The following is a 19838-nucleotide window of genomic DNA, read 5'->3' on the forward strand; positions in this document are numbered from 1 at the left end:
CCGCTCAGCCGGGGGCGACGGCCGACCACGGCAGCGTGAGTTCGCCCAGGCGCCATCGGGTGCGTCCGCCCCGCACCGGCACGCCCGTCGCGCGGAGCGCCTCGACCGCGGCGACCCAGCGTTGCTGAGGGCTGAAGACGCCCAGGGGAGCGGCCCGGGTCCACGCCGCGTCGAGCGCCGACAGTACGGCGTGCACGCGCTCGCCGGGGACATTGCGGTGGATGAGCGCTTTGGGGAGCCGCTCGGCGACGATCGAGGGTGCATCGAGGTCGGTGAGCCGCAGGGCGATGGTCAACCCGACCGGCTCGCCGCCGGCATCCACGTCGACCCACGAACCGACACGGCCGACCTCATCGCAGGTGCCTTCGACGAGCGCGCCCGCGGTCTGGAGGCGAGCGGATGTGAGGGCCCAGGCATCCGCTACCTGCCCCTCTTCGTACTGGCGCAGCACATTCATCGCACGAACCAGGACGGGTCGGCGCCCGCCGGGGAGGGGAAGCTCGAAACCGCCGGACTCGAACCCGACCCGCGCGTCTGGTGCGAAGGATGTCTTGCCCGCGCGGACCGTGGCGAGCTGTTCACGCGCCCGCGCGACGCGCTCGGGGTCGATCTCGACGCCGACGACCTCCACATCGGGGCGGACGCGCGCCAGCCGCGTCCAGAGTTCCAGCGCTGTGACGGCGCTTGCCCCGAATCCCAGATCGACGACGAGCGGATCGTCGGTCCGGCGCAGCGCGGGCAGCCCCGCGAGGTACCGGTCGTTGCGGCGCAGCCTGTTCGTGCCTGTCGTCCCGCGTGTCGCCTGCCCGACGGGGCGACCCGCAGAAGGCTGGTGTGCGGGCGGGCGCTGCGCGGTCATCCCTCCATGATGTCGGGAATGCGCTTCACCCGGCGCCGATATCATGGGCGCATGACCGAGCCTTATACGTTGATCCTGCTCCGCCACGGCCAAAGCGAGTGGAACGAGTTGAACCTCTTCACCGGTTGGGTCGATGTGCGCCTGACCGACCTCGGCAAGGCCGAGGCGAAGCGTGGCGGCGAACTGCTCGCCGAGGCGGGACTGCTGCCCGATGTCCTGCACACCTCTGTTCTCAGCCGTGCCATCCAGACCGCCAACATCGCGCTCGATGCGGCCGATCGGCTGTGGATCCCCGTGACCCGCACCTGGCGCCTGAACGAGCGCCACTACGGCGCACTGCAGGGCAAGGACAAGGCGCAGACCCTTGCCGAATTCGGCCCCGAGCAGTTCATGCTGTGGCGTCGCTCTTTCGATGTGCCGCCGCCCGAGATCGCCGATGACGACGAGTTCAGCCAGGTATCCGACCCGCGCTACGTCGGCATCGACGGGGAGATCCCCCGTACCGAATCGCTCAAGCTCGTGATCGACCGCATGCTCCCGTACTGGGAGAGCGGCATCGTTCCCGACCTGCGTGCAGGCAAGACGGTGCTCGTCACGGCGCACGGCAACTCGCTGCGCGGGCTCGTGAAGCACCTCGAGGGCATCAGCGACGACGACATCTCGGAGCTCAACATTCCGACCGGCATTCCGCTCGTCTACCGACTCGGCGAAGACCTGCTGCCCCTCGGGCCGGGCGAGTACCTCGACCCCGAAGCCGCCGCGGCCGGAGCAGCTGCCGTCGCTGCGCAGGGCAAGAAGTAGCGACCGCGTTCAGCACGAAAAGGGGACCGGATGCCGAGGCATCCGGTCCCTTTCTCGATGTCTGCTAGGCGAGGGTGACGTTGGAGGCGTCCGACCAGTCACCCGTTGCGAGGTAGACGACCTTCTTCGCAACCGACTCCGCGTGGTCGCCGAAACGCTCGTGGTAGCGGCTCGCGAGGGTCGCATCGACCGTCGCCATCGCCTCGCCCTGCCAGTTCTCGCCGAGCACCTTCTCGAAGACGGAGACGTGCAGGTCGTCGAGCTGGTCGTCCAGGTTGCGGATCTCTTCAGCGACCGCGATGTCCTGGGTGCGCAGCAGCTCGGTGAGCTTCCGCGCCATCTGGACATCGATCTGTCCCATGCTGGTGAAGGTGCTCTTGAGGCCCTTGGGAATCGCGCGCTCGGGGAAGCGGTACCGCGTCAGCTGAGCGATGTGCTCGGCGATGTCGCCCATGCGCTCGAGCGACGCAGACATCCGAAGCGCGCTCACGACGATGCGCAGGTCGCGTGCGACCGGCTGCTGGCGGGCGAGGATCTCGATGGCGAGCTCGTCGAGCGCCACGGCCTTGTCGTCGATGATGCTGTCGGCGTCGATGACCTCTTCGGCGAGCGAGACATCACTCGAGCCGAACGCCTGCGTGGCCTTTTCGATCGCGATCGCGACGAGCTCGGAGATCTCGACGAGCCGCCCCTGGACGTCCTCGAGGGACTGATGGAAGACTTCGCGCACGGTGCTGGTCCCTTTCCCGGTCGGTCGGACACGGCGCCCGCGACCTCCGCGATCATCTCCGCCGAAGGTTAACGGATGGTGCCGCTCCGGTGAATAGTACCCGGGCCGACACCGTGCCTCAGCGGCCCCGGTCGGCCGTTCGCGGCGCGTGACCCTACGCTGGGACTCATGGACCCGGTGCAGATCGCGCTCCTCGCGTTACTGGCGGGAGCGGTGATAGGTCTCGGAGTATCGACTCTCGTCTTCGCCGCGTTGCGGGCGGCGGAGCGTGCCGAGGCCGAGGCGGCCGTGAGCGTACCCTCCGGTGTGTTGCAGGTGCTCGACGCCATGGAGGGCGCCGCATCCGTCGTGGATGCGTCGTTGACCGTGGTTGCGGCATCACCCGCGGCGCCGGGGTTCGGCATGTCGGCGGGTGAGGTGATCAGCGTCGAAGACCTGCGCGTCCTCGTCCGCGCGACGCGGACGTCCGGCGGTGCGGAGAGCGCGCGCTTCCGGATGCGCCGTGCCGCGGGAGGAACCGCTTTGCTTGCGACCGAGGGCCGCCTGGTGTCGGCGCGGGCGGCGTCATTGGACGGCACGCATGTCCTGCTCGTGGTCGACGACGTCACCGAGCAGGAGCGCCTCGAACAGATGCGGTACGACTTCGTCGCCAACACCAGCCACGAACTCAAGACGCCGGTGGGGGCCGTGAGCCTGCTCGCCGAGGCGATCGAATCCGCCGCCGACGACCCGCCGCAGGTGCGCGCGTTCGCCGTGCGACTGCAGGCCGAGGCCGCCCGCTTGTCCCGCCTGACGAGTCGCATCATGGATCTGTCTCGGCTGCAAGCCGCGGACGAGCTGCCGGAGCCGCGCGACGTCTCGATCGACGAGGTGGTCGCGGCCTCCGTCGAGTCGAACGCCGTCCAGGCGGATTCGGTCGGCGTAGAACTGCTGCGCGGCGGCGACCGGGGAGCGATCGTCCGGGGCGACCCGACGATGCTGATCGAGGCCGTCAGCAACCTGATCGCCAACGCGGTCGCGTATTCCCCGAAGGGGGGACGCGTCGGCGTCGGCGTTCGCGTCGAAGACAAGGTGGTCGAGATCGCCGTCACCGATCAGGGAATCGGGATCGTCGAGGCCGACCAGCAGCGCATCTTCGAGCGCTTCTATCGCGCCGATGGCGCGCGCTCTCGCCGCACGGGCGGCACGGGCCTGGGCCTCGCTATCGTCAAGCACGCCGTGCAGCGGCACGGCGGAGAAGTGCGCGTGTGGTCGCAGCCGGGACGCGGATCGACCTTCACCATCCGGCTCCCGCGTGCATCGTCGCCCGAAGAGACCGAGAAGCCCCGCCGTCGCCGCAAAGGGAGCGACTCGACCACCCGTCGCAAGGCGAACGAGACCACGAAGAAACGCCGAGGCGCCCTGGGCGCTGAACGCGCCCCTGAGGGAGAGAAGAAGACATGACCCGGGTCCTCCTCGTCGAAGACGAACCCGATCTGGCCGAACCGCTGGCCTACCTGCTGCGCCGCGAGGGGTATGAAGTCGAAATCGCGGAGGACGGCCCCGCGGCCGTCACCGCATTCGAAGAGCGCGGGTGCGACATCGTCCTGCTCGATCTCATGCTGCCCGGGATGTCGGGAACCGAGGTGTGCCGACGCATCCGTCAGACATCGGCGGTGCCGATCGTCATGGTCACCGCGAAGGACTCCGAAGTGGACATCGTGGTCGGACTCGAGCTCGGAGCGGACGACTACGTCACGAAGCCGTACTCCGCACGCGAACTGCTCGCTCGCATGCGTGCGGTTCTCCGCCGCACCGCCGAGCCCGACGTCGACCTCGAGGAGCACGTCCTCACCGGTGGTCGCGTGACCCTCGACATCGACCGCCACAGCGTCGCCGTCGACGGCGCGGAGATCAGTATGCCGCTCAAAGAATTCGAGCTTCTCGAAGTGCTGATGCGCAACGCCGGTCGCGTCCTGACCCGTGGTCAGCTGATCGACCGCGTGTGGGGGAGCGACTACTTCGGTGACACCAAGACGCTCGATGTGCACATCAAGCGCATCCGTTCACGCATCGAGCAGACGCCGAGTGAGCCGACGATGCTCGTGACCGTGCGAGGACTCGGGTACCGCTTCGAATCGGAGTGACGAGCGCTCAGGGGACGAACGGCTCGAGATAGCTTGTTTCGCCCGTGAGGATCGGCACCTCGACGAGGGAGCCCTCGGCGTCGCCGGCCTGGAAGTAGACGGGCATCGTGGCGCCCGGCATCGTGTCGATGTCGGGGAACGGCAGCGGGTCGTTCGCGCCGTCCATGCCGAGGCTGATCGCTTCGCTCGCGTCCAGTCGGACGGTGAGTTCCGTCTTGGCGGACCCCTCGCCGTACTCGACCCGCAGCGTCACGGGGTCGGTGCTCTCGTTCACGAAGGCGGCGAGGAAGTTCCCGTCGATTCCGTCATCCGAGACGATGAGCGCGTTGCGCACGGCGACATCGCCGGTGTGTGCGCTGACGCCGTCTGCCGGCGCGTAGGGGATGAGCGTCGCCTGCGGCGAGATCAGCGTGCAGCCGGAAGTTCCCACCAGAACGGCGGCCACCAGGGCCAGAGACGCGAGCCGACGGGATTTCACGGGTCCTCCAGGGAGATCGCAGACGTTGCAATCTCATTCTAGGGGGGTGCGCTTGACCGCGGCTGCCCGCCGTGCACGGCGAACCTTAGCGTATGGCGCCTGTGGTATTCTGTAGGTTGCCGAAAGGACATAACTGCATGCTTTTTGAGGTTGGCGAAACGGTCGTTTACCCGCACCACGGGGCCGCGACGATCATCGAAGTCAAAGACCGGGTCATCAAGGGCGAGACCAAGAAATACCTGAAGCTCAACGTCACTCAGGGTGATCTCGTCATCGAGGTACCTGCAGAGAATGTCGACTTGGTCGGCGTCCGCGACGTCATCGGCAAAGAGGGTCTCGACCGGGTATTCGAGGTGCTGCGCGCACCGTTCACGGAAGAGCCCACGAACTGGTCCCGCCGCTACAAGGCGAACCTCGAGAAGCTCGCTTCCGGCGATGTCATCAAGGTCAGCGAGGTCGTTCGCGATCTGTGGCGTCGTGACCAGGACCGCGGTTTGTCCGCGGGTGAGAAGCGGATGCTCGCCAAGGCGCGCCAGATCCTCATCTCCGAGCTCGCGTTGGCCGAGAAGACCGACGAAGAGCGTGCGGGCGTCGTGCTCGACGAGGTCCTCGCAAGCTAGGCTCCCGGCGTGAGCATCACGCCTTCCCCTCGCATCGGAATCATCGTCGTCGCGGGTGGTTCGGGCACGCGCCTCGGCGCGGGAGCACCGAAAGCCTTCGTCGGCATCGATGAACACTCGATGCTTCGGCATGCCCTGCGGGGTGTCCTCGCGGCGGGACCCGCACAGGTCGTGATCGTCGCGCCCGCCGGACGTGAGGGTGATGCCCTCACCGAGGCTCTGGCCGCTTCGGAAGAGGCTCCCGCACTCGAGAGCGGGCGTCGACGTGATCTGATCTCCGTCGTCACCGGGGGCGAAACCCGGCAGCGCTCGGTCGCCGCGGGTCTGGCTGCACTCTGGGCCGACGTCGAGGTCGTGCTGGTGCATGACGCTGCACGGGCACTCACCCCGCCCGCCGTATTCGAGCGTGTCGTCGAGGCTGTCGACCGGACCGGGTCGGGCATCGTTCCGACCCTTCCGGTGATCGACACCATCAAGCGGATCGGGGGAGAGGTCGTGCTGGAGGCCGTCGACCGCGCTGATCTCGCGGCCGCGCAGACCCCGCAAGGCTTCCCGCGCGGGATACTCGTCGCGTCGTATGCGAGCGCCGAGCAGGACTACACGGACGACACGGCGCTCGTGGCCGCGGCGGGGCATCCGATCGTCACCGTGCCGGGTGATGCCCTCTCGTTCAAGATCACCACGCCGGCGGACATGGACCGCGCGCGCGGGCTCATCGTGCCCCTCGCGCCGGCGCACGCACGGTTCGAAACCGGCGGGCGTGCGCCGCGGGTGGGGGTCGGCACCGACGTTCACGCGTTCGCGGGAGTCGACGGCGCCGGGGACGCTGCCGTCGAGCTGTGGCTCGCGGGGCTGCATTGGCCGGGCGAGCCGGGACTGGCGGGGCACTCGGATGGCGACGCCGTCGCACACGCGATCGTCGACGCGCTCCTCTCTGCCGCTGGGCTGGGCGACATCGGCACGCACTTCGGTGTGGACCGCCCCGAGTTCGCGGGCGCGCACGCGGGTGCGTTCTTGACGAGGACGCGAGAGCTCCTCGGCAACGCGGGTTGGGCTGTCGGAAACGTCTCCGTTCAGTTCCAGGCCAACCGGCCGCGATTCTCGGCACGTCGCGCCGAGGCGGAAGCGGTGTTGTCCGAGGCTCTCGGTGCTCCGGTCTCGATCGCTGCGACAACGACGGACGGGCTCGGGTTCACCGGTCGCGGTGAGGGCGTGGCGGCCTTCGCTGTTGCCCTGGTCGTCCCCGCCTGAGTCGTAACGGATTCGTCGTCACGCCTCCACGGCGAAGGGCTTCGGGTCTCGGGGCGCGCGTGAGCCCCATGCCAGGGTGACGAGGCCGACGGCGAGCACCAGGAGCCCCGCCACGGCGAGAACGCTCAGCTGCTCGCCGAGGACGCTCACCCCCAGGATGCTCGCGGTCAGTGGCTCGCCGAGGGTCAGTGTCGCCGCGGTCGCGGCCGTCAGCCCGTTCAGGCCCCAGGTGAACAGCACGTAGGCGACGGATATCGTTCCGATGCCGAGCCATACGGCCATCACCACTCCCGCGGGCTCCCGGAGCCACGAGAGGTCGACAAAGGGCAGCACGCAGGCGGAGAGCACGGCGGAGCCCGCGCCCATCGCGCCGACCACGGTGAAAGGGTCCCACCCGCCGTCCAGCAGTCGTCGCTGCGCATTGGCGATGACGGCGAAGGTTGCGCCCGCGCCGATCGAGCCGAGGAATCCGAGGGGGTCCGTGCCGCCGGTTCCCGCGGCATCCGTCCCGCCGCCCATTCCCAGCAGGGCGACACCGACGGTCGAGAGTGCCGTGGCGAGCAGCCAGGCGCCGCTCGGACGGCGGCGCGTCAGCGACCACTCGAGTACACCGGCCAGGATCGGCGCCGAACCGAGCGCGATGACCGTGCCCACCGCGACGCCGTTGCGGGCGGTGCCCAGGAAGAACAGCGGCTGGTAGAGCGCGAGGCACAGGCCCGTGAGCGCCATGAGAGCGAGCGGCGCTGCCGTGAGGCGGGGACGCGGTGGGACGGTGCCGCGGCGGTGGGCACGGCGGGCAAGCAGGAACGCGATCACTGCGAGGCCGGTACCACCGAGCACAAGGCGCACCACTCCGATGGAGAGGGGGGTGGTGTTGTCGGGGCCGAGCGCCTGCGAGGTACCGGTCGTGCCGAAAAGGACGGCCGCGGCGAGCACGGCGAGGACGGGAAGCACCCTCCAGTTCTACCCGGTCGGCGTGGGGGCGTCGAACTGTCGCAAACCGCTGCATCCGCTCGCCAGATCGAGCGTTTCGTGACAGCTCGATGCGCTGAACCCCCGCCGGTAGGGTAGGTGGGTGACTCTCCGGCTCTACGACACGAAGGCGCAGCAACTGCGCGACTTCGTGCCGAGCGACCCCGGACGCGTCTCGATGTACGTGTGCGGCCCGACCGTGCAGTCCGGCCCGCACCTCGGGCACCTGCGCGGCGCGCTCGCCTTCGACGTGTTGCGCGGCTGGCTCGAGCACCGCGTCGGCCCCGTGACGTACGTCAGGAACGTCACCGACATCGATGACAAGGTGCTCGCGAACGCGACGCCCGACGAGACCTGGTGGGCACTCGCGTATCGCATGGAGTTGGCGTTCTCGGACGCGTATTCCCAGATCGGCATCCGTCCGCCGACTTACGAACCGCGCGCCACGGCGTCGATCCCGCAGATGCACGAGTTGATCGGCCGACTCATCGCCGAGGGCCACGCCTACGCCGCCGAGGGCGACGTCTACTTCGATGTGCGATCGTGGCCCGCCTACGGGTCGCTCACGCGTCAGTCGCTCGACGCGATGGAGGCCGCGGCCGACGCGGACCCGCGCGGCAAGCGCGATCCCCACGACTTCGCGCTCTGGAAGGGCGCCAAGGCCGGCGAGCCCGACAGCGCGATCTGGGATTCGCCGTGGGGTGCGGGTCGTCCCGGCTGGCACATCGAGTGCTCGGCGATGTCGCGCCGGTATCTCGGCCCCGAATTCGACATCCACGGCGGAGGACTGGACCTGCGATTCCCGCACCACGAGAACGAGCTCGCCCAGTCCACCGCTGCGGGCGACGCGTTCGCGCGGTACTGGGTGCACAACGGGCTCGTCACCGTCGATGGACAGAAGATGTCGAAGTCGCTCGGCAACTTCGTCCTGGCCGAAGACATCCTGCGTGCCTACGACCCGCTCGTCGTCCGCTACGCGCTCGTCTCGGCGCACTATCGTTCGAGCCTCGATATCACCGAGTCGTCGTTCGCCGAGGCCGCATCGGCGCTCGAACGGCTGCGCACGTTCCTCGTGCGACTGGGCCGTGCCCGCGGCGGAGAGTACGGATGGCTCGCCACCGACCTTCCCGATGCGTTCGTCGCCGCGATGGACGACGACTTGGGCGTTCCCGAGGCGCTCGCCGTGCTGCACGAGACCGTGCGGGCAGGGAACGCGGCATTGGACGCATCCGACCTGGATGCGGCGACGACCGCCGCCATCCACGTGCACACCATGACCGGAATTCTCGGGATCGACCCGATGTCCGAGCGTTGGCGCGACCATTCGGACGGCGCGGAGGCCCGCGCATTGCATACCCTGGTGACAAGCCTGATCGACCAGCGTGCGCGTGCGCGCGCCGGTAAGGACTGGCCCGCCGCCGACCGCATCCGCGACGCTGTCGCGGCGGCCGGCATCACCCTCGAAGACACCTCAGACGGCACGCATTGGAGCATCGATGGCTAAGCCAGGACGGCCCGGCGCGAGCAGGGGCAAAAAGGGTCCCACAAAGGGCACGGGCGGAAAGAACAAGCGCTCGCTCGAAGGTCGTGGGCCGACGCCCAAGGCCGAGGATCGCGCGTGGCACCCCGCGGGCAAGCGCAAGGCCGCGGCCGAGCGCTTCGCCGCCGCGGGCGGCAAGGGGCGCCCGAGCTCGAACCCGAGCTCGGGACGCGCGCCCCGCGCGAAGAAGGACGAAGAGACCGAGGTCGTCACCGGCCGTAACTCGGTGCTCGAGGCCCTGCGGGCGAAGATCCCCGCCACGGCGTTCTACATCGCGCAGCGGGTCGAGATGGACGACCGCGTGAAAGAGATGCTCTCGATCGCGACGAACCGCGAGATTCCGGTGCTCGAGGTCACGCGACCGGAGCTCGACCGCATGGCGGGCTTCGACGGCGTTCACCAGGGCGTTGCGCTCAAGGTGCCGCCGTACGAGTACGGGCACCCGCAGGACCTGCTCGAGAAGGTCATCGACGCGGGCAAGCTCCCGCTCTTCGTCGCGCTCGACGGCATCACCGACCCCCGCAACCTCGGCGCGATCATCCGCTCGACGGCCGCCTTCGGCGGGCACGGCATCATCCTGCCGCAGCGTCGTTCGGCGAGCGTCAACAGCGCAGCATGGAAGACCAGCGCCGGTGCTGCTGCTCGCACGCCTGTCGTGGTCGCGCCCAACCTGACCTCGACGCTGAAGGACTTCAAGCGCCAGGGCGTCTTCGTGCTCGGACTCGACGGCGATGGCGATGTGTCGCTGCCCGCCCTCGAGCTCGCCGACCGCCCGATAGTGATCGTCGTCGGCAGCGAGGGCAAGGGGCTGTCGCGTCTGGTGGCCGAGACATGCGACCAGATCGTCTCGATTCCCATCTCGGCCAGCACAGAGTCGTTGAACGCCGGCATCGCGGCATCCGTCGCCCTCTACCAGGTGTCGACCCTGCGCGCGTCCGTCGGAGACTGAAGCACCGCTAAACGCAAGCGAAAGGATCACGGATGTCTCGCATCGTCGTCATCGGAGGAACCGGCTACGCCGGTAGCCACATCGTCGCCGAAGCCGCGCGGCGCGGACACACCGCGCTCTCGGTCGCGCGGACCGCGGCGTCCGATCGGCAACAGGGTGTCACCTACATCGAGGGCTCGCTGCTCGACGTGCCCGGCCTCGTCGCCGAGATCCAGGGTGCCGAGGTCGTCATCGTGTCGGTTCCCGCACGGGGCGAGATGGCTGGGCTCCTTCGTCCCGCGGTTGCGGAGCTCGTCGCGACGCTTCAGCCCGGCACACGGGTCGGCGTGATCGGCGGTGCGGGCGGGAGCCTTTCGGCGCCCGGTGGTCCCCGCGTCATCGATCTGCCGAGCTTCACCGAGGAGTACAAGCCCGAGGCGTTCGAGGCGATCGGGATCCTCGAGGACCTGCAGACCGGGGATCCGTCGATCGACTGGTTCTACGTCCACCCGGCGGGCGGGTTCGGCGCATGGAACCCAGGAGAGCGGACGGGGTCGTACCGCGACGGCGGCGATGTCATCGTCACGGACGCGGACGGGGAGTCGTTCATCTCGGGCGCCGACCTGGCCGTGGCTGTGCTCGACGAAATCGAAGAGCCGAAGCACTCCCGCGAGCGGTTCACCGTCGGCTACTAGCTGACGCGGCAGGCCCGCTCAGACGAGGTCCCGCCAGTCGACGGCGTCCGCCTCGGCGTCCGGTTCGATCTCGGCGTCGTCGTCGATGACGGGGATCGCCAGTGTCTCGGTCGGGGGGCCCATGATGGTCGCCTCGTCGCGGCGATGGCGCAGGACGTTGTTGACGTAAGACGTCAGGGCCTCGGCGAGGGGAACGGATGAACCCCGCTCCTGCGACATGTACCACCTGTGCTCCAGCACCTGGTGGAACACCTCGGCGGGCTCCAGCTTGGCGCGCAGGTCGTAGGGGATGGCCTTGACGACGGGTTCGAAGACGCGCGTCAGCCACTCGTGGGCGACCATCTCTTCGTCGACGCCGAGCCGCGAGACGCGGGCGCGGAACTCGTCGAGGTCGTTCAGCAGGCGCCGTGCCTGGTTCTCTTCGACGTCGAGCCCCGTCAGCCGGATCAGGCGCCGCTGATGGTGCCCGGCGTCGACGACCTTCGGTTGGATCGAGACGCGGGTGCCGTCGGGTGCGGCCTGGATGGACATCTCGCCGATGTCGAACCCGAGCGCGTTCAGGCGCTGCACGCGTTCGGTGAGGCGCCACGACTCCGCGGACGAGAAGCTCTCCTGGTCCGTGAGCGCCGCCCAGAGCGAGTGGTAGGACGAGAGGATGCCGTCGGCGATCTCGATCGCGTCGACACCGCCCTCGAGTCGCCCGCCCGCCTCGAGATCCATGATCTCACCGGCGATGTTGGTGCGCGCGACGTCGAGGTCGTGCTCGCGCTGACCGAGCGTCAGCCCGCTCTCGTGCAATTCGCCGGTCTCGGCGTCGACGAGGTACGCGGCGAAGGCTCCGGCATCGCGACGGAAAAGCGTGTTCGAGAGCGACACGTCGCCCCAGAAGAAACCGACATTGTGCAGGCGCACCAGCAGCACCGCGAGCGCATCGACCAGGCGCGTGGCGGTGTCGGGGCGCAGCACCTGTGTGAACAGGGCGCGATAGGGGAGCGAGAACTTCAGGTGCGCGGTGACCAGGGCGGCCGGGAGCGGCTCGCCCGAGGCATCCTTGCGTCCCGCGATCACCGCGACGCGGTCGACGCAGGGCACGGCGAGCCGGTGCAGGTTGCCAAGCATCTCGTACTCGCGCCGCGCCATCTCGGCCGTCGTCTCTTTGACCGCGACGACCCGGCCGGAGAGATTCGCGAAACGCACCAGGTGACGCGAAAGGCCCTTGGGAAGCGAGACGATCGTGCTGCTCGGCCACTCGGCGAGCGGCAACGACCAGGGCAGGGTCAGCAAGCCCGGGTCGACCTCGCTCGCGGTGATGCTGAGGGCATCGCTCACGGTGTCTCCTCCGTCGGTTTCGGGTGCTGCGGGCGCGAGAAAATGCGTGCGGCGCGGGCCTCCGAAGAGGACCCGCGCCGCACGAGGGAGTTACGCCGAAACGACGGGCTTGTCGCTGAGGCGGTCGCCCGTGACGACGTCGAACACGTGCATGTGTCCGGGGATCGGCGCGAGCGTCACCGTCTCGCCGGCGTTCGGGTGGCGGCGACCGTCGACGCGCGCGACCAGGTCGGTGCGCTTGCCGAGGACGTCCGCGTGGCCGTAGAGGTAGCCGTCGGCACCGAGCTCTTCGACCAGGTCGACCGTGACCGAGAGGCCCGGGCCGTCCGCCGGGCCGAGCACGACGTCCTCGGGACGAACGCCGATCGTGACCTCGCTGCCGTGGGCGCGGCTGATCGTGTCAGCCTCGATTCCCACGACAGACGTGCCGAACTGGACGCCACCCTCGGTGAGGGGAACCGTGAACAGGTTCATGGCGGGCGATCCGATGAAGCCGGCGACGAAGACGTTCTTCGGCGTCTCGTACAGGTCGCGGGGCGTGCCGACCTGCTGCAGGACGCCATCCTTCAGAACGGCGATGCGGTCACCCATCGTGAGGGCTTCGGTCTGGTCGTGCGTGACGTAGACCGTCGTGACGCCGAGGCGGCGCTGGAGCGATGCGATCTGTGTGCGGGTCTGGACGCGGAGCTTGGCGTCGAGGTTCGACAGCGGCTCGTCCATGAGGAACACCTGGGGCTGACGCACGATGGCGCGACCCATCGCGACGCGCTGACGCTGACCACCCGAGAGAGCCTTGGGCTTGCGGGTCAGGTACTGCTCGAGGTCGAGCAGCTTCGCGGCCTCGAGAACGCGGGCGGCACGCTCGTCCTTGCCGACGCCGGCGATCTTCAGGGCGAAGCCCATGTTCTCGGCGACCGTCATGTGCGGGTACAGGGCGTAGTTCTGGAAGACCATCGCGATGTCGCGATCCTTCGGCGGGACGTCCGTGACGTCGCGGTCACCGATCAGGATGCGTCCCGAGTTGACCTCTTCGAGGCCGGCGAGCATGCGCAGCGACGTGGACTTGCCGCAACCGGAGGGGCCGACGAGAACGAGGAACTCGCCATCGGCGACTTCGAGGTTGAGTTTGTCGACGGCGGGTCGCTCACCGCCGGGGTACAGGCGGGTGGCGTTGTCGAACGTGACAGACGACATTGTTTTCTCCTTCACCGGCAGGTACGTGCCGGACGATCCGTAGTGAATGGAAGTGGCGGGGGTTAGCCGCCGCAGGCGCATCGGCGCGCCTCTCGGAATTATGGCACAGCAATAGGCGCCTCGTCTGGGTGATTCCCAGCCTCTCTGACTACCATCGGATGCGGATGTCGCTTTCCCGTGCGCGTCCTACCCGGAAGCGCCCGACGCTTTCGGCCCGAGCGATTCAGAGGTTTCATGTCGAGCGATGAGACGCCCAACGTCCCCGCGCGTCGCGACCGCCGCGAGGCGGTACGCGAGAAGGCGGCTGCCGTCCAGGCCCGCCAGCGTCGAGGGCGCCTCGCGCGCATCGTCGTCGGCAGTGTCGTCGTGGCAGCCGTCGTCGTCGGCGCGGGTGTCGCCGTGGCGTGGACGCTCGGCGAGTCGGCCTCTCAGCCGCAGCTTTCTCCCACCGTGCAGGACGACGGCATCGTCGTCGACTCGATTCCCGCGAGCGTGCTGGCATCCTTCTCCGGAGGCGGCGCGGCAGATGCCCCGCCCGCGTCGTCCGATGCCGCGGCTCCCGACGCGACCGAGGCCGCCACGCCCGAACCGACGTCGACCCAGCAGCCGCTGCGGGTCGAGGTCTACGTCGACTACCTGTCCGAGGCGTCCTCCGATTTCCAGTTGGCGAATGCCCAGCAGCTGTCGGAATGGGTATCGGAGGGGGCGGCGACGATCTCGTACCACCCGGTCGCACTCCTGACGGGAAAATCCAACGGAACCAAGTACTCGCTGCGTTCGGCCGGTGCGGCTGCGTGCGTTGCGACGTACGCGCCGACCTCGTTCTTCGCGTTCAATCACCGGCTGCTCGAGCAGCGACCCGAGCTCGACACCGACGGTTTGAGCGACGACGACCTGGCGGTGCTCGCTCAGGCCGTGGGCGTCGAGAACCCCAAGCGGGTCGCTCGGTGCATCGAGAATGCGAGCTTCGTGCCGTGGGTCCAGAAGGCCACCGCGCGCGCGCTGGCTGAGCCGGTCGAGGGCACCGACGCGGCGCTGACCGGCCCGAAGGTCTACGTCAACGGCACGCCGTACAACGGCGACCTGACCGATGCGAAAGAGTTCGCGCAGTTCGTGCTCACGCTGGCGAGCGAGGCCTATTTCTCGACGCCGACCCCCACGCCCTCCGTCACCCCGACGACCACGCCGTCCCCCACTCCCTGAGGAGTGAGCGGCTCGCGGGCTGCGCCGGCTCACGACGTTCGATCGGCGTCGATAGACTGGTGGACCTGCCGACTTGGCGCAATTGGTAGCGCACCTAACTTGTAATTAGGGGGTTACGGGTTCAAGTCCCGTAGTCGGCTCTGTGGATAGGTCCCTGGTCAGCGAGCCGATCCGGTGCGCTAACCAGGGCCCTCTGGATGGTCCTGTGATGATCCCGGGGTGCCATTCCCGTGCCAGTAGCCCAGACGAAATGGGCGCGGTTAGCGCGGGAGGAGTACTACCGAAATGACGAGAACGCACGCGGTGAACACGATGGTGATGGATGCCCAAACGAGTGCAGGTTTCCACTTCTTGGACGCCGCGCACCACGCAGTGGTCGAAGTCAACGCGACCACAAGCGCCCACCCGGTCAAGGCGGTCCACCATTGCGCGATCGACTGCACGTCGCGCGCTCCCGCCATGGCGAAACTGAACACGACCATCATCGAGATGAGCCCGAGCCCGACCCAGATCGCCCAGGCGATGCCGACGTAGATTCCTCCGGGTCGCCACTCGTCGCCCAGCGGTCGGCCCTCGATTGCTTGCCTCACCGGCTCCGGTAGTTCGACCTCGGCCGTGATGAGACTGAGCCTGCGCGCCGCAGATTCGCCGGCACCGAGTCCCCGAATCATCGAAGAGTAGGCACGAATCTCATCGGGTCGAGCGCCCTCCTCCAGACCGAGGGCGAAACGGCCTGCCTGGTCCGGGTTCCCCAGTTGGCGGTACGCATCGACGATCTCGCGACGTGTGGACAGATCCTTCGGGCTCTCGTGGAGCCGTGCTTTGAGTGCACCCAGCGCTTCTCGACGCATTGACGGGTCCAAGGCCGTCCAATCATCGTGTGCGCGCGGCGGGATCATCCGATCATTATCGTCGGACGGCGACACGGCGTCGTGTCGCTTCATCCGCCGCTCATGTCCGGATGAGGCGTCCCAGCTCTTGCCCGCTGATGTCGAGCAAGACGAGTTCGTCGCCGTCCATCCCGGCCCCGCGCGCCGTCATCACCCAGCTCGGAACCGGTGCGCCGTCGCAACCGACGAGGGTCGATGCTCCCGATGTGCTGTCGAACGAACCGCCAGCCGAGACGATCCAGCGTCCGCCGCCGCCGTTGCAACCGTCGGTACCCGACCAGTGTCCGGCCTCTGAGAACACAACGTGCGGGTCGGCGGCGAAGTCTCCCTGCGGCACCCATTCGCCCAAGAGCTCGCCGGGCTCGGCGGGCTCCAGCCCCGCGGGCCAGGAGACGATTCCGGCGAAGTGGTCTCGTGCCCGATCGTCGATCTCGGTCGAGAAATGCCCCAGCGTCACTCGATCGGGAGACTCGGCTGCGTCATCCGCGATGAGGACAGCCAGCACGCCTCCGTCGCCGGAACGGAGGGTCGCGCTCTCGGCCGTGAGCTCGTACGACGCCGTGTCATCGATCCATGTGAGAGGCGGGAGCGGGTCGCATGTCTGCGAATACCCCGACACGACGGCGCGCATCTGGGTGTGGTCCGCAACCCACGACCCGACGACATCGCCGCAGCTCCGCCAGATCTCGAGGCCGCCGAGCCCGATGCGCACTACGGTCCCAGGTGTCTCGCCATCCGCCTCCGAGATGCGCCAGGTGCCGATCAGATCGAGGGGATCTGCGCCGGTGACCGTTGCCGTGGGCTCGGGCGACGCGGACGCCGTCGGTTCAGCACTAGCCGACGTCGAAGCATCAGAGGACGTACATCCGACCAGAACACCCGCTACCACGAGGAGGAGGAGGCTTGCGGGCAGAAGTCGCATGCCCAGACGCTACCTAAGTTTGCCCCTCGCTTCGCGGTCGATCCCGCATCCCGGCCGACCCGTCCATAGCGCTGGCTCGACGATCGAACGGCTACCCTGATCTGACGCGACATCCGCGGAACGCCGGGGCCCGGTCCGCCAGCGCATCTGAACCCGTGAGTCCGGGGTTACGGGTTCACATCCCGTAGTCGGCTCCAAGAAGGGGGAGTGGCGATGCGTCAGCGCCCCCCGGTACTCCTCTCGGCACTCGGCGCAGTGTCGGTCGGCGCCATGACCGCCGTGCAGGCCCGCATGAACGGCGGCCTCGGCAGCGAATCCGGGGACGGGATCTTCGCCGCTTTCGTGTCGTTCGGTTCGGGCCTGATCATCTTGGTCGTGCTAGCGCCCGTCACCTCCGCCGGTCGAGCCGCGATGGGTCGACTCTTCGCGGGCGTCCGAGAACGGCGCATCCCTTCATGGATGCTTCTCGGTGGGCTCGCGGGCGCACTGACAACCGTCACGCAGGGCCTGACGGTCGGGCTGCTCGGGGTTTCGTTGTTCACCGTCGGGGTCGTCGCGGGCCAGACGGTCGGTGGGCTGGTGCTCGACCGTGCGGGTTACGGTCCCGCGGGAGTCGTCCCGGTCACGATGCGTCGCGTCGGCGGGGGAGCACTCGCGCTCGTGGCGGTCGCCGTGGGGCTGGTCGGCAGCGCCGTGGTTTCGGTGCCGTGGTGGATGCTCACGCTGCCGTTCCTCGCGGGCGCGGGCATCGCGTGGCAGCAGGCGACGAACGGGCGTCTGCGGCAGCGCGTCGAGTCGGCCTTCGCCGCGACGTTCGTCAACTTCTTGGGCGGAACCGTCATCCTCGGCGTCGCGGCCGCGATCCACATCGCGTTCGTCGGTCCGCCCGCGGTGCTCCCGACAAACCCGTGGCTCTACCTCGGCGGCGCCACCGGGGTCGTCTACATCTTCGTGTCGGCCGGGCTCGTCCGGTACACCGGAGTGCTTCTGCTCGGGCTCGGTTCGGTCGTCGGCCTGCTCGCGACATCCGTCGTGCTCGACGTGGCCTGGCCGACGGGCGCCGACCTCGACGTGCCGCGCGCGCTCATCGCCGTGGTGGTGGCGCTCGTCGCGGTGCTGGTGGTCGTGATGCCGCGCCGCCGCCGGGCCACCGACCGCGGCTGAAGCCTCCGAAACACCTCTTCTGCGCCGAAACACCCCTCGACACGGGGTGTTTCGTCGCACGATGGGTGTTTCGGCGGGGTGGGGTCGGGCGCGCTAGGGGCGGGGCATCCGCGAGACGAAACGCGAAGCATCCACGCCGCGGCGGAAGCCACCGCGCGTGCGCTCGGGCTTCTTCCCCACGTACAGCCACCCCAGCAGCTCTTCGTTCTTCTTGAGCCCGTGCGCCTTGGCGACGGCCTTCGCCCGCGTGTAGTGCCCCGTGCGCCACAGCACGCCGTAACCGGCCTCGTCGAGCAGCAGGCTGAGCATGTGCGCGACGCCTGAGGCGACGGCCTCCTGCTCCCAGCGCGGCACCTTGTCGCTCTTGCGGTAGCTCGCGACCACGGCGATCAGCAGGGGAGCGCGACGGGGCTTGCTGGATACGCCCTTCTCACCCTCGGCCTTGTTGATCGCGCGGCCGAGCGTGTCGCGGTCATCTCCGCGCAGCTCGATCAGGCGCCAGGGGCGCAATCCCGAGTGATCTGCGACTCGACCGGCCGCCGACACCAGCTCGAGCAGTTCGTCGTGCGTCGGGGCCTCGTCTGTGACCTTCGACCACGAGCGCCGGGCCCGGACGGCGTCGAGCGCGCTCACTTCTCGGGCTCGAACGACAGCGCGAGCGAGTTCATGCAGTACCGGTCGCCCGTGGGTGTTCCGTACCCGTCCGGGAAGACGTGACCCAGGTGGGATCCGCACGTCGCGCAGCGCACCTCGGTGCGCATCATGCCGAGCGAGTCGTCCTCGATCAGCTCGACCGCGTCGGGACGGACGGATTCGTAGAAGCTCGGCCATCCGCATCCGGAATCGAACTTCGTGCCGCTCTCGAAGAGCTCGGCGTTGCACGCGCCGCACGTGTAGAGCCCCGAACGTTCCTCTTCGAGCAGCTCGCCGGTGAACGGGGTCTCGGTCGCGGCCTGCCGCAGCACGGCGAACCGGTCCGCGTCGAGTTCTTCGCGCCACTGCTCGTCGCTTTTGGTGACGGTGTAGTCCATCGCACTCTCCTGTCGTCCCCTCCATTCAACCCTGCGTGCGGCCGACGCGGCGCATCCGCCGGTATGCGCGCGATTGAATAGGGGCATGACGGCGGCGGATGAGGTGGCAGAGCGATACGGGCGGTTCGCTCTCGTCGAGACCCCGGGCCGCTCCGCGCTCTACGCCGAATGGGCGAGGGGAGTGGCGCAGGATGCCTCGGCCTGCGCCGTGATCGGACGCCTCCCGCCCGACCGCCGCCAACCCCCGCTGGTGTTCGCTCTCGCGCGCTTGCGGGGCGCGCCCAAAGTCGGTGGGTACGCGGCTTTCGCCGACTGGCTCATCCAGCACGCAGACGAACTCGTCGCTGACGCATCCGTTCGCTCACTCCAGACCAACGAACCGCAGCGGTCGGCTGTGCTGCTACCCGCGCTCGCCGCGATCGAGGGGCCGATCGCGCTGATCGAACTCGGGGCATCCGCGGGTCTGTGTCTGCTGCCCGACCGGTACTCGTATCGGTACGGCGGAGCGCGGAGTGTGGCGCTCGATCCCGTGGACGGCCCATCGTCGGTCGTGCTCTCGTGCGAACTCCGCGGCGACCGTTCGCCAGAACGACGCCGGCCCGAACTGCTCATGCCCGAGATCGTCTGGCGCGCCGGGCTGGACCTGCGCCCGCTCGATCCGTCCGACGCGGACGACCGTCGCTTCGCCACCGCTCTCGTCTGGCCGGGCGAGACGGGCCGCGCGGCGCGTATCGATGCTGCGCTCGATCTTGCCGCCGCCGAGCACCTGCGCATCGACGCGGGCGACGCCACCGATCCCGAGGCGCTCCGTCGGCTGGTCGATTCCACGCCGTCCGGGGCGACGGCCGTGGTGACCACCCCGGGGCTCCTGCCGCACGTACCCCGCGCCGGTCGCGAGCGGCTCTTCGACGCGCTCGCCGAACTGCGGAGTGCGGGCGTCCACTGGGTATCGCTGGACCCGCCCGCCCTCCACGAACGGTGGACGACGCCCGTGGACGCGAGCGGATGGCCGGGGTTCGTCCTGAGCCACAACGGACGTGTTCTGGCTGCGGCGGATCCGCTTGGCGCGTGGCTGGAGTGGCGCGCGAGCTGAAGCGTCCGGCCG

Annotated in this window: 21 protein-coding genes and 1 tRNA gene; 12 read left to right on the forward strand and 10 right to left on the reverse strand. The window is 68.8% G+C overall.

Annotated elements, in window-relative coordinates; genetic code table 11:
• Positions 1–4 precede the first annotated feature (4 nt).
• The gene (locus ACIQ0W_RS14160; protein ID WP_396643363.1) at positions 5–859 is read right to left on the reverse strand and encodes a class I SAM-dependent methyltransferase; all 855 of its coding nucleotides are present in this window, start codon (positions 857–859) and stop codon (positions 5–7) included.
• A gap of 51 nt (positions 860–910) precedes the next feature.
• On the opposite strand from ACIQ0W_RS14160, the gene ACIQ0W_RS14165 reads away from it, so the two are divergent.
• On the forward strand, positions 911–1660 hold the full coding sequence (locus tag ACIQ0W_RS14165) for a phosphoglyceromutase (protein WP_396643364.1): 750 nt from the start codon (positions 911–913) through the stop codon (positions 1658–1660).
• A 64-nt stretch (positions 1661–1724) separates the two neighbouring features.
• On the opposite strand, the gene phoU is transcribed toward ACIQ0W_RS14165, so the two are convergent.
• Positions 1725–2390 carry a phosphate signaling complex protein PhoU gene (phoU, locus tag ACIQ0W_RS14170; RefSeq protein WP_304688899.1) on the reverse strand — a complete coding sequence of 222 codons (666 nt, stop codon included), beginning with the start codon at positions 2388–2390 and terminating at the stop codon, positions 1725–1727.
• Between the two features lie 168 nt (positions 2391–2558).
• On the opposite strand from phoU, the gene ACIQ0W_RS14175 reads away from it, so the two are divergent.
• Together ACIQ0W_RS14175 and ACIQ0W_RS14180 are read left to right on the forward strand one after the other, a co-directional pair.
• Positions 2559–3833, forward strand: coding sequence for a sensor histidine kinase (locus tag ACIQ0W_RS14175; protein ID WP_396643365.1), 1275 nt, complete (start codon positions 2559–2561; stop codon positions 3831–3833).
• Positions 3830–4516, forward strand: coding sequence for a response regulator (locus ACIQ0W_RS14180; protein WP_396643367.1), 687 nt, complete (start codon positions 3830–3832; stop codon positions 4514–4516). The genes ACIQ0W_RS14175 and ACIQ0W_RS14180 overlap by 4 nt, the downstream gene beginning before the upstream one ends.
• Before the next feature lie 7 nt (positions 4517–4523).
• On the opposite strand, the gene ACIQ0W_RS14185 is transcribed toward ACIQ0W_RS14180, so the two are convergent.
• Complete coding sequence (locus tag ACIQ0W_RS14185) at positions 4524–4994, reverse strand: DNA modification methylase (RefSeq protein WP_396643368.1); 471 nt, start codon at positions 4992–4994, stop codon at positions 4524–4526.
• 137 nt (positions 4995–5131) lie between these two features.
• Here ACIQ0W_RS14185 and ACIQ0W_RS14190 point away from each other — a divergent pair, with 137 nt between their 5' ends.
• Together ACIQ0W_RS14190 and ispD are read left to right on the forward strand one after the other, a co-directional pair.
• Entirely contained in the window at positions 5132–5614 is a 483-nt protein-coding gene (locus ACIQ0W_RS14190) for a CarD family transcriptional regulator (protein WP_036297846.1), read from the forward strand.
• Between the two features lie 9 nt (positions 5615–5623).
• Complete coding sequence (ispD, locus tag ACIQ0W_RS14195) at positions 5624–6865, forward strand: 2-C-methyl-D-erythritol 4-phosphate cytidylyltransferase (RefSeq protein WP_396643369.1); 1242 nt, start codon at positions 5624–5626, stop codon at positions 6863–6865.
• An 18-nt stretch (positions 6866–6883) separates the two neighbouring features.
• Here ispD and ACIQ0W_RS14200 read toward each other — a convergent pair whose 3' ends face one another.
• Positions 6884–7819, reverse strand: a complete 936-nt coding sequence (locus ACIQ0W_RS14200; protein WP_396643370.1) for a DMT family transporter — start codon at positions 7817–7819, stop codon at positions 6884–6886.
• Between the two features lie 121 nt (positions 7820–7940).
• Here ACIQ0W_RS14200 and cysS point away from each other — a divergent pair, with 121 nt between their 5' ends.
• Genes cysS through ACIQ0W_RS14215 form a run of 3 tightly spaced genes read left to right on the forward strand, consistent with a single transcriptional unit; the run spans position 7941 to position 11000 of the window.
• A complete protein-coding gene (gene cysS, locus ACIQ0W_RS14205) occupies positions 7941–9341 on the forward strand; it encodes a cysteine--tRNA ligase (RefSeq protein WP_396643372.1) in 1401 nt (466 codons plus the stop codon).
• Positions 9334–10326: a 23S rRNA (guanosine(2251)-2'-O)-methyltransferase RlmB gene (rlmB, locus tag ACIQ0W_RS14210; protein WP_396643373.1), complete on the forward strand. Its 993-nt coding sequence runs from the start codon at positions 9334–9336 to the stop codon at positions 10324–10326. Before cysS ends, rlmB begins: the two co-directional genes overlap by 8 nt.
• Before the next feature lie 32 nt (positions 10327–10358).
• Positions 10359–11000 carry an NAD(P)-dependent oxidoreductase gene (locus tag ACIQ0W_RS14215; RefSeq protein ID WP_396643374.1) on the forward strand — a complete coding sequence of 214 codons (642 nt, stop codon included), beginning with the start codon at positions 10359–10361 and terminating at the stop codon, positions 10998–11000.
• 18 nt (positions 11001–11018) lie between these two features.
• Here the strand turns inward: ACIQ0W_RS14215 and ACIQ0W_RS14220 are convergent, their stop codons facing one another.
• Positions 11019–12329 (reverse strand): DUF4032 domain-containing protein, encoded by a 1311-nt coding sequence (locus ACIQ0W_RS14220; protein WP_396643375.1) that lies wholly within the window; start codon positions 12327–12329, stop codon positions 11019–11021.
• A gap of 90 nt (positions 12330–12419) precedes the next feature.
• Positions 12420–13523, reverse strand: a complete 1104-nt coding sequence (locus tag ACIQ0W_RS14225) for an ABC transporter ATP-binding protein (RefSeq protein WP_396643376.1) — start codon at positions 13521–13523, stop codon at positions 12420–12422.
• Positions 13524–13757: 234 nt separating this feature from the next.
• Here ACIQ0W_RS14225 and ACIQ0W_RS14230 point away from each other — a divergent pair, with 234 nt between their 5' ends.
• Both ACIQ0W_RS14230 and ACIQ0W_RS14235 read left to right on the forward strand, forming a co-directional pair.
• Positions 13758–14726, forward strand: coding sequence for a DsbA family protein (locus ACIQ0W_RS14230; protein ID WP_396643377.1), 969 nt, complete (start codon positions 13758–13760; stop codon positions 14724–14726).
• Between the two features lie 67 nt (positions 14727–14793).
• A tRNA-Thr gene (locus ACIQ0W_RS14235) sits at positions 14794–14866 on the forward strand.
• Between the two features lie 120 nt (positions 14867–14986).
• On the opposite strand, the gene ACIQ0W_RS14240 is transcribed toward ACIQ0W_RS14235, so the two are convergent.
• Together ACIQ0W_RS14240 and ACIQ0W_RS14245 are read right to left on the reverse strand one after the other, a co-directional pair.
• A complete protein-coding gene (locus ACIQ0W_RS14240) occupies positions 14987–15577 on the reverse strand; it encodes a hypothetical protein (RefSeq protein ID WP_396643378.1) in 591 nt (196 codons plus the stop codon).
• 100 nt (positions 15578–15677) lie between these two features.
• A complete protein-coding gene (locus ACIQ0W_RS14245) occupies positions 15678–16538 on the reverse strand; it encodes a hypothetical protein (protein WP_396643379.1) in 861 nt (286 codons plus the stop codon).
• Positions 16539–16751: 213 nt separating this feature from the next.
• Here ACIQ0W_RS14245 and ACIQ0W_RS14250 point away from each other — a divergent pair, with 213 nt between their 5' ends.
• A complete protein-coding gene (locus ACIQ0W_RS14250) occupies positions 16752–17702 on the forward strand; it encodes a DMT family transporter (protein ID WP_396643380.1) in 951 nt (316 codons plus the stop codon).
• A gap of 93 nt (positions 17703–17795) precedes the next feature.
• On the opposite strand, the gene ACIQ0W_RS14255 is transcribed toward ACIQ0W_RS14250, so the two are convergent.
• Both ACIQ0W_RS14255 and msrB read right to left on the reverse strand, forming a co-directional pair.
• Entirely contained in the window at positions 17796–18335 is a 540-nt protein-coding gene (locus ACIQ0W_RS14255; RefSeq protein WP_396643381.1) for a nitroreductase family protein, read from the reverse strand.
• Positions 18332–18733 carry a peptide-methionine (R)-S-oxide reductase MsrB gene (gene msrB, locus ACIQ0W_RS14260; protein WP_396643382.1) on the reverse strand — a complete coding sequence of 134 codons (402 nt, stop codon included), beginning with the start codon at positions 18731–18733 and terminating at the stop codon, positions 18332–18334. The genes ACIQ0W_RS14255 and msrB overlap by 4 nt, the downstream gene beginning before the upstream one ends.
• A gap of 85 nt (positions 18734–18818) precedes the next feature.
• On the opposite strand from msrB, the gene ACIQ0W_RS14265 reads away from it, so the two are divergent.
• Positions 18819–19826 (forward strand): DUF2332 family protein, encoded by a 1008-nt coding sequence (locus ACIQ0W_RS14265; RefSeq protein ID WP_396643383.1) that lies wholly within the window; start codon positions 18819–18821, stop codon positions 19824–19826.
• Positions 19827–19838 lie beyond the last annotated feature (12 nt).

The organism is Microbacterium sp., assembly GCF_044340635.1.
Taxonomy (GTDB): Bacteria; Actinomycetota; Actinomycetes; order Actinomycetales; family Microbacteriaceae; genus Microbacterium.